General features: G+C 48.7%; 13 protein-coding genes. 8 read left to right on the top strand and 5 right to left on the bottom strand.

Features of this window, described 5'->3' with window-relative positions; all coding sequences use genetic code 11:
- Window positions 1–62: 62 nt before the first annotated feature.
- Window positions 63–923 carry a DUF4003 family protein gene (locus B2U10_RS05705; protein ID WP_290786270.1) on the top strand — a complete coding sequence of 287 codons (861 nt, stop codon included), beginning with the start codon at window positions 63–65 and terminating at the stop codon, window positions 921–923.
- An 80-nt stretch (window positions 924–1003) separates the two neighbouring features.
- Here the strand turns inward: B2U10_RS05705 and B2U10_RS05700 are convergent, their stop codons facing one another.
- The gene (locus B2U10_RS05700) at window positions 1004–2251 is read right to left on the bottom strand and encodes a lysine N(6)-hydroxylase/L-ornithine N(5)-oxygenase family protein (RefSeq protein ID WP_056060509.1); all 1248 of its coding nucleotides are present in this window, start codon (window positions 2249–2251) and stop codon (window positions 1004–1006) included.
- A gap of 75 nt (window positions 2252–2326) precedes the next feature.
- Window positions 2327–3457, bottom strand: coding sequence for a S1C family serine protease (locus B2U10_RS05695; protein ID WP_035408750.1), 1131 nt, complete (start codon window positions 3455–3457; stop codon window positions 2327–2329).
- A gap of 205 nt (window positions 3458–3662) precedes the next feature.
- Between B2U10_RS05695 and B2U10_RS05690 the strand changes: the two genes are divergently transcribed.
- Entirely contained in the window at window positions 3663–4013 is a 351-nt protein-coding gene (locus tag B2U10_RS05690; RefSeq protein WP_035408747.1) for a DoxX family protein, read from the top strand.
- 38 nt (window positions 4014–4051) lie between these two features.
- Here the strand turns inward: B2U10_RS05690 and B2U10_RS05685 are convergent, their stop codons facing one another.
- The gene (locus tag B2U10_RS05685) at window positions 4052–4816 is read right to left on the bottom strand and encodes an SGNH/GDSL hydrolase family protein (RefSeq protein WP_056060514.1); all 765 of its coding nucleotides are present in this window, start codon (window positions 4814–4816) and stop codon (window positions 4052–4054) included.
- A 126-nt stretch (window positions 4817–4942) separates the two neighbouring features.
- Between B2U10_RS05685 and B2U10_RS05680 the strand changes: the two genes are divergently transcribed.
- Together B2U10_RS05680 and B2U10_RS05675 are read left to right on the top strand one after the other, a co-directional pair.
- The gene (locus tag B2U10_RS05680; protein WP_023467748.1) at window positions 4943–5863 is read left to right on the top strand and encodes an ABC transporter ATP-binding protein; all 921 of its coding nucleotides are present in this window, start codon (window positions 4943–4945) and stop codon (window positions 5861–5863) included.
- On the top strand, window positions 5856–6854 hold the full coding sequence (locus B2U10_RS05675; protein WP_290786265.1) for an ABC transporter permease: 999 nt from the start codon (window positions 5856–5858) through the stop codon (window positions 6852–6854). The genes B2U10_RS05680 and B2U10_RS05675 overlap by 8 nt, the downstream gene beginning before the upstream one ends.
- Window positions 6855–6893: 39 nt before the next feature.
- Here the strand turns inward: B2U10_RS05675 and B2U10_RS05670 are convergent, their stop codons facing one another.
- Complete coding sequence (locus B2U10_RS05670; protein ID WP_290786262.1) at window positions 6894–7418, bottom strand: hypothetical protein; 525 nt, start codon at window positions 7416–7418, stop codon at window positions 6894–6896.
- 509 nt (window positions 7419–7927) lie between these two features.
- Between B2U10_RS05670 and miaA the strand changes: the two genes are divergently transcribed.
- Window positions 7928–8854 carry a tRNA (adenosine(37)-N6)-dimethylallyltransferase MiaA gene (gene miaA, locus B2U10_RS05665; RefSeq protein ID WP_056060520.1) on the top strand — a complete coding sequence of 309 codons (927 nt, stop codon included), beginning with the start codon at window positions 7928–7930 and terminating at the stop codon, window positions 8852–8854.
- A gap of 48 nt (window positions 8855–8902) precedes the next feature.
- Window positions 8903–9151: an RNA chaperone Hfq gene (gene hfq, locus B2U10_RS05660; protein ID WP_023467753.1), complete on the top strand. Its 249-nt coding sequence runs from the start codon at window positions 8903–8905 to the stop codon at window positions 9149–9151.
- 146 nt (window positions 9152–9297) lie between these two features.
- Here hfq and B2U10_RS05655 read toward each other — a convergent pair whose 3' ends face one another.
- Window positions 9298–10269 carry a tyrosine-type recombinase/integrase gene (locus tag B2U10_RS05655; protein ID WP_056060521.1) on the bottom strand — a complete coding sequence of 324 codons (972 nt, stop codon included), beginning with the start codon at window positions 10267–10269 and terminating at the stop codon, window positions 9298–9300.
- A 139-nt stretch (window positions 10270–10408) separates the two neighbouring features.
- On the opposite strand from B2U10_RS05655, the gene hflX reads away from it, so the two are divergent.
- Together hflX and B2U10_RS05645 are read left to right on the top strand one after the other, a co-directional pair.
- Window positions 10409–11650, top strand: a complete 1242-nt coding sequence (gene hflX / locus B2U10_RS05650; protein ID WP_034785946.1) for a GTPase HflX — start codon at window positions 10409–10411, stop codon at window positions 11648–11650.
- A gap of 2 nt (window positions 11651–11652) precedes the next feature.
- Window positions 11653–12930, top strand: coding sequence for an aminotransferase class I/II-fold pyridoxal phosphate-dependent enzyme (locus B2U10_RS05645; RefSeq protein ID WP_290786258.1), 1278 nt, complete (start codon window positions 11653–11655; stop codon window positions 12928–12930).
- Window positions 12931–12995: the final 65 nt, after the last annotated feature.

The raw sequence follows: 12995 nt of genomic DNA, 5'->3' as shown, positions 1-12995 counted from the left end.
ATATGATTGTGCAAGCCATTTTTAGGGAAAACGATGCATAGAAAAGAAGGAGAGGTGGAAGGATGTACGGTCAATTCTGTGAGAATTATGATGAGAGCTATCCCGTCTTGCGGGAGGAATCGTCACATGATTTCCATCGTTTTTTTGCGCTGTCCTACACGATTCACGATACTGTCTTTGAGCAGAATGTCTACGAACGTCTGATGCGAACGATCAAACGCAAGACATCTCGCTTTTCAGCGTTACGGAGCCGCTATACACCATTGCTCGTTGCCCATGTTCAACTGAATAGCACGGATCCTGATGTCCTCATCGAAGAAATCATCGTCGCTGAAAAGAAGATTAAACATCGATTGATTCGTGATAAAGGAGTCCGACCATTTTTTGCACTCAATGAAGTACTGAACCGTCGACAAGGGATTGATGCGTTTCCCTACATGGAACGCTTGCATGCGACACGACCACATCTGAATGCTGCGAAGCAGTATGTCGTGACATCGACTTTGCTTGAACAGCACCCACTACCAGATACGTTTTTAGAACGCGTTGATACGTTTGAAGAGTGGCTTGCGCAATATATGGAACGGACGAGTGAACGTGTCATTACGGCGCAGATCTTAGCAGCGCATCCGGATGCGTCAGCGCAACAAGAACGAATCGTTGCTTGGCGGGAACTACTTGAACGGCGAGAAATCATTATTTGGGATCGTTTAATGCCGCTTCTTGCGTTATTACCATCGATGGAACGTGTTGATTGGATTTACGTGACCCGGATCGTCGATCGGGAGCGAGCACGGAATCGTTTTTCAGACGAAGTCAACTGGTTGATTGCCTTTCATCTGTTACTGGCTAAATCAGGAGTGACACGGGTGCAAGCTACGTTATTGTTACTGGCTGCACTAGAACTAACGAAAAAACCGTGACGTGAAGCATTGAAATAGACAAAACGGACGAGGTATGGCGCGCACCATACCTCGTCCGTTTTACTGTATGCTCATCTGACTTAATCAAACGTCGTAAACGTCGCATGTTGTTCGACCGGATAAAGTTCCGTACCGGCGACAGCGTTCAAGATCAACTGATTCCGCGAAACAGACATGCCGAGATTATCAGCTGCTGGACCATGTGATAACTCTAAATTAGCGGTTGCGTAAAGATGATGCGCCGTCTCGACGGAACGCACGATTTGATAGTCCGCGTCGACTTTCCAAGCGTTGGGTGCTTCGAACACGATATCGAGTCGATCAATGAAGCTTGGAAGGGATGGCGAAAAGCCGGTTGCCGCGATGACAGCATCTGTTTTGGACGAGCGTTCATCTTCGAGCTCTTGATGTTGCATCGCAATCGTGAACCGTTCGTCATAGGTAATCTTTTTCACTTCAAGATTCGCGCGAATCGCGACTTGTTGCTGTTCTTCTTCCGTCAAATCATAGAGGTGGGCATAGATCGATTGCAGGGTCTCTGGACTGATGCCGTTCTGAGACCGGGCGAATTTCTTGACCGACTCTTGTCTTACTTCGAGTGGGAGCTGGTTGAAATACGTCACATAGCTCGGTGAAAAAATTTCTTCTCCGAGTTTACCGGTCTCGAGTGTCTCAAACAGTGTCGAACGCGCAATCCATTCGAGTTCAGGACGCTCTGGAGCAGGTGTCGTCAAAAGATCAAGGAAGATCTCGGCAGCACTTTGACCGGAGCCGACGATACTGATTTTTTTGCGCTGCAATAGTTCTGCCTTGTTCATGACATACTGTGTATTGTGAATGACACGCTCGTCAAACGTGTCTGGAATCGCGGGCTTTGAGCCAGTACCGATGACGACGTTCCGTGCTTCGAACGTTTCCCGTTTACCAGTTGTGACATCTTCGACGAGGACCTCGAAACTATCACCGGTATCTTGCACATCGACGACGCGGGTTGAAAATCGTAAATCATTAAGCTGTGTCGCCACCCAGCGTAAGTAATCATTGTAACCTTGTCTTGAAATCAGAAGTTTTTCATAGAAGTAAAACGTGTGGAGACGTTGGATCGATCGTAAGTAATTAAGGTAAGAAAATGCGCTCGTCGGATCAGCAAGTGTGACGAGATCGGAGATGAAGCTTGTCTGCATCATCGAGTCCTGAATCATCATGCCGGGATGCCATGAGAATTGTTCGCTTTCGTCAAAAAATAACGTTTTTAAATCTGTCGGATGAGCCAGTGCGCTCAACCCTAAATTCATCGGACCAATGCCGATGCCGATTAAGTCATACATAGAAAAGCCTCCCAATTCGATATTGTTCTAAAACAATACCCGAAAAGGAAGGCGGACGAAACGTCAGGCTGAAGTTTACAGCTGGTCGGTCGTCGTTGTTTTTGTCTCGACCGTCATCGTTTTTCCGTCACGGATGATTGTCAGTGAGAGTGGACCGTCTGATTTGATGAGTGCCGTTTTGATATCGACGAATCCTTTAATCTCGGAGTCGTTGATTTTCGTGATCACGTCACCTGTTTTCAGTTTAGCCGCAGCGGCTGGACTGTTCGGTTCGACTGACATGACGACGACACCTGTTTTTTGACTGTCTGGTAAGTTAACTTGATCTTTTAAATAACCAGCAGGGAACGCCGCCACATCTTGTAAGGAAACACCGAGTGTCGGATGTTCGACTTTACCGTTCGTCTCAAGTTGTTTGAGGATTGGTAATGCATCATCGATTGGAATACTGAAACCGACACCTTCAACACCCGATTCGGCAATTTTCATCGAGTTGATACCGACGAGTTGTCCTTGTTCATTGATCAAGGCACCGCCTGAGTTACCAGGATTGATCGCGGCATCCGTCTGGATGACCGTTGTATTAAAGTCGTCTTGTCCATCGTTATTCGTATCGACCGGTACAGTCCGGTCTTTCGAACTGACGATTCCGCGGGTAACGGAATTTTGGAATTCACCAAGTGGATTACCAATCGCAAGGACAGTCTGTCCGGCTTTTAAGTCAGCCGATTTCCCGAGTGTGATGACGCCTGGAACGTCGTTTGCGTCGACTTCTAACACGGCTAAGTCATACGTTTCGTCACTACCGAGTAATTTGGCTTGCAGTGTTTTACCGTTGTTAAGTGTGACATCAAGTTTTGATGCGCCATCGACGACGTGGTGGTTCGTAATGATGTATGCTTTTCCATTCTCTTTTTTATAAATGACACCAGATCCCGAGCCGGCAGCTGCTTCTTTTTGCGACATCGCATTACCGGTTTGATAATTCGTCACCGTTACAACGGATTTTTGAGCAGTGGCGACTGCATTCGTCACTGGATCATTCGACGTCGTCGAGACTTGTTTTGGCATTCCGTTTGAGAGTGGTGTGTCCGCGACCTGTTGTTCTTGATCGAGTAAAATCGGAAACGCGATCGTTGCCGTCAGAACGGCACCGATGATTCCTCCAGTCAATCCAGGTAAAAGTCCTTTTGTTTTTCCAGCCATAAGTCGTCATCCCTTCCTGTATGATTTCTGACTTCATCATAGCAAATGAAGCGACTTGTCACCTGATTACGGGAGACATTCCGAAATGACTCATCATTCCCCATAATTCGACGACAATTTCTAAAAGTTGAGATAATCGGATCAGTTCGATACACTGAAGCTGTTTCGAATGAATCCGTAAAGTGGAAAGAGAGAGTGAAAGATCATGCTATTACGTTTAGTCTATGGAGCAGGATTATTGTTTGCGGGAGTTGGTCATTTCCGCAACGAGAAAGGGTTTGTCAGCATCATGCCGTCGTTCATTCCGTTCAAGCGCTTTTTCGTCCAAGTAACGGGTGTGATCGAGATCGCTTATGGTCTCATGCTATTGACAGGAAAAGGAGTACATCTCGTTCGTAAGACGCTTCCGGCCTTTTTGTACGCGGTCTTACCGGCAAACGTCAATATGGCCGTCAATCCGAAACCGGTCAATGGGAAGCGCCTTCCATCATGGTTGCTCTGGACACGTTTGCCGCTTCAATGGGGACTCATCGCCTTGGCCAAACGCCTGAAATGAATCGGAACAAAAAGCCGCCATTTAGGCGGCTTTTTGTTTTAGAAACGTTTATTGACAGCAAGTAATGCGGCTTTTGCGATCTCTTCATAGGTAGAGTCGTTCGGATGGAACTGATCGCTTGATAAATCACGTTTGACGTCGCGAACGAGATTGAATGTGTCGATGATTTCGACGTCATATTCAATCCCGAGCGTCCGGGATTTAGCATTCCAGTCTTGCACGATCGCATCGAACGCCTCACCGTTTTCCGTTGCACGGAAAGGATTATAAAGTCCGACGTAGAAGATGACAGCATCCGGATTTTGTTCGCGCAGAATCCGGAACGTCTTTTTTAAGTTGTCTTGGGCCGTCGTAATCGTCGCGGCCGTTTTCTTTGCATCGAAATTCGTGACACCTTCGCCACGATTGAACAAGTCATTTCCGCCGATCGTCACCGAGATGACTTTCGCTTGACTGACTGAGCGTAGGACTTCTTTTTGTTTGAGTTGTTTTAATAAATTTTCCGTCCGGGCACCACTGACGGCAAGATTCTGAAAACGCTCGACCGTGTTCGCTTTGACAAGGTCGCGTCCGACAAGAGCAGCATAACTATTACCGTTCGATGCTCCGACGCCACGCGTCAAAGAATCACCAAGCGCGACGTACGTTCCGCCTTTTTTGACAGGTTCTTCCTTTGTTGGTGTGAGGACGGCACGCTTCGGTGGATTGACGACGTCACTATAGGCGTTGACGAAACCGTAACCAAACAGTGCGGTCAGTAAGAGTGAAACGGTTAAAAACAGGGGCCAGCGTAATCGCTTCATGAACGTTCCTCCTTCTAGGTTCTATCCTGATTGTAGCAAATGTAGAAAGAATGTGCGGAAATGAAGTGTTCTGACAAGTCAAATGATTCATTATTCCGCTAGAATAGACAATAAGAGGTGAGAGACGTGAAACCAACAGTTAAATTAGAAGGTGTAACAAAGGTGATCGGAAAAAAAACGATCATCGATAATATCTCGTTTGAAATTCAACCGGGTGAGGTCTTCGGATTCCTTGGACCGAACGGGGCAGGGAAAACGACGACGATCCGGATGCTCGTCGGACTGATCAAACCGACGTCCGGTAAAATCACAGTCTGTGACTTCGATGTCCGCAAACAGTTCGTCCAAGCGATGGAGCGGATTGGTTCGATCGTTGAGAACCCGGAGTTGTATAAATATTTGACAGGTCGTGAAAATTTACAAGTCTTTGCCCGGATGTTACCGAATGTCGACGAGGCAAGGATTCAGGAAGTCATCGATCTCGTCGATTTGACGGCGCGGGTCGACGATCAAGTCCGGACATACTCGCTCGGGATGCGTCAGCGTCTCGGTATCGCCCAAGCACTACTCGGACGACCAAGCGTCTTGATTCTCGACGAACCGACGAATGGTCTCGATCCGATGGGGATTCGGGATTTGCGTCAATTCATCCGCCGGCTCGTCGAGGAAACGGGACTGTCGGTCCTCGTCTCGAGTCATATTCTCGCTGAAATCGAGATGCTCGCCGATCGTGTCGCGATCATGAGTTACGGTAAAATCGTCCAAGTCGGAACGGTCAAGGAGCTGGTCGAGTCGCTTGCTCCTGGTGTTGATTGGCGTGTCGACGATGCCTTCAAGGCGAACGAGATTTTATCGGCTTCTGATTTAGTCCAAGTATCCGAAGTCGTCGATGCGAATACGGTCCATACCTTGATGGATGCTAGTAAGACGCCGGCACTCAACAAGCAGTTGCTTGAAGCAGGTGTTGAAGTTTGGACGATCGAACGGAAAGTCCAGACGCTTGAAGATCTGTTCATCACGTTAACGGGAGGCGATCACATTGCGTAATCCGAACATGATCGGTCTCGTCCAAAATGAAGTTACGAAAATCGCTTCGAAACGTCGGTTTGCTGTCGTTGCGATCATCCTCATCGTCCTCGTCTCAATGTTTACGTACGCACAGTATCGAGACATTCAAGAACAGATCAAAAAGCAAGGAACACTCGATTGGCGGGTTGAACTTCAACAAGATATCGTCGATACACAGAACCGTCTTGCTTCTAGCAGTATTCAAGATGAGTTCCGTCAGTTCCTTGAATTCGACCTAAAACAAAACCAATACTATCTCGATAACGACATCAATCCGAATTATCCGGGAGCCCCGACGTTCATCCGGATATTCTTTTCGCAAGGATTGACGCTGATTTTACCGCTGTTCATCATCGTCATCATGGCGGACATCGTCAGCGGGGAACAAAATGACGGAACGATCAAGACATTGCTGTCGCGACCGGTCCGGCGTTGGAAGATCCTCATGGCGAAATGGTTGACGGTGTTACTTTATACATCGATGCTGATGGCATTGACCGTCGTCGTCTGTTATGCGATATCCGGAATCGTCCTCGGTTATGACGGCTGGACCGCACCGATCTTGACCGGATTCCAAGCTTCACCGAGCGGAACGTTCTCGACTGAATTCGTGCATACGTTACCGATGTGGGAGTATCTGTTGATGGCGGTCGGTCTAGCCTGGATCGTCACGGCGGTCGTCGGGACGATTGCCTTGATGGTTTCCGTTCTCGTCAAGAATACGGCGACAGGCATCGGGATCATGATGGCAGTTTTGATTTCCGGTACGTTACTGACGACGCTCGGTTCAAGCTGGACGAGTTCGAAGTATCTCGTCAACGTCAACTTTGGACTGATTAACTACCTCGATGGTCAAGCGCCACCGATCGAAGGGATGACACTTCCGTTCTCGCTTGCTGTCCTCGGTTGTTGGACGGTCGCGGCACTAATCGTTGCCTTCTGGAACTTCACGCAAAAAGATATGTATTAAGAAAAACGGGTCCACCTGAAGAGGGGGACCCGTTTGTCATTATTTGTAAGGCAATTTGTCGTATGTTTCCATTATTTTTTGATACTGAAGCTGTGTTGGTATTGAAGCGTCTAAACTTAGAACGGGAGAAACCGACCGTTCCATTTGCAGTTGGTGTTCCGCGAACGTGCCGATCATCTTCGGGTCCGTCGCCGTATGATACGTCCGGCACCAGTCGAGGAACTCATTTGATCCTGAAAAGTCAGGATAACGTGCTGCTTCGCGTGCGATGAGCCGTTCCATCCGGAGCGATTCGTCGAGCGACAGGAAGACGAGCAAGTCCCGATTGGTGAAACCATCCGGGTGCCAGGCGAAGACGGAACCGGAGACGACGTAATCACGGTAAGACAGTATATCTGCTTCATACATGGAAAATCGCTCGGAGACGTCACGTTTTTCAGTGAACTTCGTATCTTTCCAGAGATAATGGTCGGTATCGATCCACGCAATCCGTTCCGATTGTCCGATGAATGCACCTAGTGTACTTTTTCCAGTACCAGACCCACCAATGATTTGAATGCGCACGAGAACCAGCTCCTTTCGAAATAATCTACTAGCACACAGAACAGGCCCGGGCATGATGCCGGACCTGTTCTGTGGAAGAAGGAAATCTTCCTATGTCGCCTCGTGCCAGCACAAGACATGGAATCGAGAGGCAGTGCCTCTAATAGGAAGCCGATGCAGGTCAGCCTCCGCGCTACGTACCAATCGTACTTTTATCATACTGATTCCAAGAATTGGTGTCAAACCTGCTCGAAAGGGTTTACAAACCATTCAAACCGTCAAAAGAGAGAATAACGATGACTAGAGGAGGAACGACCATGGCAGATTGGGGCATCATGCTGACAGGCGTCGTCATTTGTGGATGGTGCATCTTTAGTGCCATCTATGACGATTTCATCCGTCGCGTATAAGACAAGTAAGTGTGGAACCGTCCAAGGAGGGCGGTTTTTTTGTGGATTTTTTTAATCCGAGTAAATGGCTGTGGTACACTCGAATCAAAAATGAAAAAGATAAAGAATGGGTGAAGCAGAATGAAGAAACAACCAGTTATCGTCATCGTCGGACCGACGGCAGTCGGAAAAACGAAGACAGGCATTGAACTCGCAAAACGACTAAACGGAGAGGTCTTATCCGGAGATTCGGTTCAAGTCTATCAAGGGATGGACATCGGATCGGCAAAAGTGACGACCGAAGAGATGGAAGGAGTGCCGCATCATCTGCTTGATCTCGTTACACCGGACGACGAGATGAGTGTAGCCCGTTTCCAAACGGTTGCCCGAGCAACGATCGATGAGATCGCGAGCCGTGGTAAGTTGCCGATCATCGTCGGCGGAACAGGGCTTTACATCCGTTCAATTTTATATGACTACCAGTTTACTGAGCAGGCAGAAGATCCAGCCTTACGGGCTGAACTCGAAGCGTATGCGGCGACACATGGAGCAACTGCACTACATGATCAGTTAAAGGAACTCGATCCGGTGCGCGCAGAAGCGATTCATCCGAATAACATCCAGCGGGTCGTTCGGGCGATCGAGGTCGCGCGGACTGGTCAGACACAAACGACTGGCAGTCAACCGGCACTTTACGAGAGTTTGTTGTTCGTTTTACACATGAAAGACCGGGATCGTTTGTATGACCGGATTGATCAGCGGGTAGACATGATGGTCGACAGTGGCCTTCTAGAGGAAGTGGCGCGTCTGGACGCTGCCGGGTATCGACAGACGAAGGCGTTGCAAGCGATTGGTTATAAAGAGATGTTACCTGTTCTTGACGGAGCACCACTCGCTCCTGCTGTTGACATGCTAAAACGGAACACACGACGCTTCGCCAAACGTCAATTGACATGGTTCCGTCATCAATTTGATGGCGTTTGGGTAGATATGGGAAAGTTTTCATTTGAAGAAACGTTCAAAATTATCTATGATAGAACTGTAGAGTTTCTGAAAGCGGTTAAATAAGAGTTGCCCGAAGACAGAAACAGATAAAAAGAGGGGGCACGGGGAATCATGAAAGCGACATACAACATTCAGGACGTCTTTTTAAATCAATTACGGAAAGATGCAGTCCCAACGACGGTTTTCTTAATCAGCGGGTATCAATTACGGGGGCTGATCAAGTCATTTGATAACTTCACGGTCATTTTGGAGTCGGAAGGCAAACAGCAATTGATCTACAAACACGCAATCTCGACGTTCGCACCAGCGCGCAACGTGACGTTATATGAACAAGAAGAGACACAAGAAGTTTCTCGCTAATGAAAAAGACGACCGGGGGGTCGTCTTTTTTTAGGTTTCATTCAGGTGTGGGTCGTATTGAAAATTCGAGACGAATAACGAAAGGGTGACGCTTTGCAAGTGAAGCGAAAAATGATAGCTACTTTACTCTCAGCGTAAATGTGTCATTACAGTAATGGTGTCAGTTCCTCGACCGCCTCTTCATAACGTCGAAGCGAGACATCCTTATAAAGACACGTCTTCTGCAGGCGTTCTTCCTTCGTCATCTCGTCCTGATACGTTTTTAGGATGAAGCTGTTGCGTAACATCGACGGCGTCAAGACCCGCTTGTTGTCCGACCGTTCATTCAGCTGACGCATCATCTTCGTGATCATGACGATCGACAATTGCTTCGGTGCATTCTTACTGTAAACCCAGCGGAATGTCATCCGGGCGAAGTCGAACGCGACGAAAAAAGGGTCGGTACTGTGATAACGAGGACGGACGGGCTCCGGAATCGTCTTCAAGTAACGCAACATGATATCTTGATCTTCCCGCTCGAGATGGAGCAGGTAGCGGTTGCCGAGTCGATCGTGGACGGTCATCTCTTGCTGGGCGAAGTTGAGATCGTGCATCTTTAAGCCGATGATGTGATGGACGCGTAAACCGTAGCGATAAAACAGGCGGAGAATGAGTTCGTTTCGGTCGATCAAATACGGACGGGCTTTCAATTGATGTTCCGTCAAGCCGCGATCGGATTGATTCGTTCGGACGAGTTGCTCGTATTCCTTAAAGGAAGCGACGTGTTTTGCCGTCAATTCATGTGTCGGTTGTGCGTATTCGATCAGCTTCGCCTTCGTTTGTCGAATTTGGTAATTGACTTGATTGATGACGGTGACGATTCGGGCGACCGTCGCTTGTTGGTAGAGTTTCTCTTCGATCAAGTACTCATTGATGAACGTCTTCCACGTCTCGATCGAAATCGCCTTGAAATCATCGATCGTCTCAAGTGGTTGATCGACATCCGTCATGTAGCGGTGGACTTCGATTAAATCGTACCGATAGCGCCGGACGGTCGAAAGTTGTCGTCCGCTTGTCGTTAAATAAAATAGGTAGCGTTCAATGAACTCTGGAAGCGTATACGACTGTTCGCGTGCCATCGTTTTCCTCCCTTTCGTAATGGTGTTTCTTCCATCATAAACCGAACGGATGTTTCCTGTCCAAAAAAGTTCAGACGAACCGGTGGCTGTGGTATGATAAGGGGCGCAGTACGTCTTTACTCGTGAAAGGAATGATATTATGTCAGAACGCGTCATCGTCGTTGGTTGCCAGCTCCCCGGTGTCCCGGACCATGTCTATGAAGAATCGGTCGCGGAGCTCGAAGCACTCGTAACGACTGCGCATGGTGTCGTCGTTGGTCGTTTGGATCAAAAACGACAAGCGATTGACCGCCGTACGTTCATCGGAAAAGGAAAGGTTGAGGAACTCGTTGCGTTAGCAGACGAACTTGAACCTGATTTAATCATATTCAATGCTGAAGTCACGCCCGGTCAAATGAAAAATATCCGGATTGCCTTATCAGACCCGGAAGCGATCAAGTTGATCGACCGGACGCAGTTGATTCTCGATATCTTCGCTGGACGTGCCCAATCACGCGAAGGGAAATTGCAGGTCGAACTGGCACAGATGAGTTATCTGTTGCCACGTCTTGCTGGGCAGGGAACACAACTGTCACGTCTTGGTGGCGGAATTGGAACACGTGGACCAGGTGAGTCGAAACTCGAGACGGATCGTCGTCATATCCGGCGCCGCGTCGATGAGATTTCGAAACAACTCGAGACATCCGTCGCGCATCGTGCCCGTTACCGGGAACGTCGCAAAGAGAACCAGACGTTCCAAATCGCACTCGTTGGTTATACGAATGCCGGCAAATCAACGATCTTTAACCGATTGACTCAAGCCGACACATACGAAAAGGATGAGTTGTTCGCGACGCTCGATCCGTTGACACGTCAAGTCGATTTGCCAGAAGGTGGGCAAATCCTCCTGACGGATACGGTCGGTTTCATTCAAGATCTGCCGACAAAGTTGATCGCAGCGTTCCGTTCGACACTCGAGGAAGTGCTAGAAGCGGACTTGATCCTCCACGTCGTCGATGCGTCGAGTGAGCATTACTTGAACCAGATGCAGACGACGAACGATGTTCTCGATGAACTCGGTGCCGGTGACATCCCGCAGCTAGAAGTCTACAACAAGAAGGACCAGCTGAACCGTTTGTTTACAGGCGGGAAACTGTTGATCTCTGCACTTGATCCGCAGGACATCGAGCGTTTGATTGAAGAGATCGAACGTTCAATCAGTGAGATCCTCGAGTATCTCGAGATCCGCATCCCGGTTGATGGTTTTGCTCATTACAATCCGGCAAAGGAAGTCATGATGAACTTGAAGGAATCGTTCGAAGAAGATGGTTCTGTCATTCTTAAAGGTTACTTGCGTAAAGATACGCGTCTATATGCGACATTGAAACAATACGAGGTGTAAACATGTTTTCAGAATTAACCCATTACGAAACGCTTCGTCCGCTCATTGACCGGGCGGAGGAACAGATCGCTCCGTACGTCAAGAAGGCGCAAGAGGTCGCGGAATATAATCAATTCCGTGTCCTCGATGCGTTTCGGCGTCACAAGGTCAGTGATTTTCATTTCATGCCGTCAACAGGCTATGGCTACAATGATGAAGGACGCGATACGCTCGAACGCATCTATGCCGACGTCTTCGGTGCGGAAGCCGGTCTTTGTCGTCCGCAAATCATCAGCGGCACCCACGCAATCGGTATCGCATTGTTCGGTCTATTGTTGCCGGGCGATGAATTGCTCTATATCACAGGAAAACCGTACGATACGCTCGAAGAGATCGTCGGAATTCGTGGTGACGGACGCGGTTCATTAAAGGAACTGGGCGTCCACTATGATGTCGTCGAGATGAAAAACGCCGAGACGATCGACGTACCGGCCGTTCTCGAACGGATCACACCGCAGACGAAGGTAGTCGGGATTCAGCGTTCAAAAGGGTATGCGACGCGACGCAGTCTACCGGTCAATGAAATCGGTGAAGCGATCGTCGCCATCAAAGACGCTCATCCCCATGTCTTGATTTTCGTCGATAACTGCTATGGTGAATTCGTCGAGACGATCGAACCGACGCATGTTGGAGCAGACTTGATGGCAGGATCGTTGATCAAGAATCCGGGTGGTGGTCTTGCGAAGACCGGCGGCTATCTCGTCGGTCGGACCGACTTGATCGAACGGGCATCGTTTCGGATGACGACGCCCGGGATCGGAGCGGAAGCCGGTCCATCGTTATCCGCACTTCCGGATATGTACCAAGGCTTCTATATGGCACCACATACAGTCAGCCAAGCGTTGATGGGCGCGATGTTCACGTCAAGCATGCTCAGTCAGTTCGGTTTCGACACGGCACCGCACCATACGGCAGAACGGACGGATTTGATTCAATCGGTCTCGTTCCATGCACCGGAGCCGATGATTTCTTTCTGTCAGGCGATCCAAGCCGCTTCACCTGTCAATGCGCACGCGCTACCGATTCCGGATTATATGCCGGGATATGCGGACGACGTCATCATGGCAGCAGGGACGTTCGTACAAGGCTCATCGATCGAGTTGTCAGCGGATGGTCCGATCCGTGCACCCTATACTGCATACGTCCAAGGCGGTTTAACGTATAGCCACGTCAAGATCGCGATTATCTCAGCCGTCAATCACTTGATGGAAAAACAATTAATTCCAGAAAAAAACGTTTAATACTAGCATATCTCGTGAAAACGACCTCTGAACGACTTCATGTAAAGTGATTAAAAAAGTTGTGT

The organism is Exiguobacterium sp. UBA7533 (assembly GCF_002479335.1).
In the GTDB taxonomy this organism is placed as follows: Bacteria; Bacillota; Bacilli; order Exiguobacteriales; family Exiguobacteriaceae; genus Exiguobacterium_A.
Note: the sequence above shows the minus strand (reverse complement) of the source record. Positions and strands in the feature narration are given on the sequence as shown.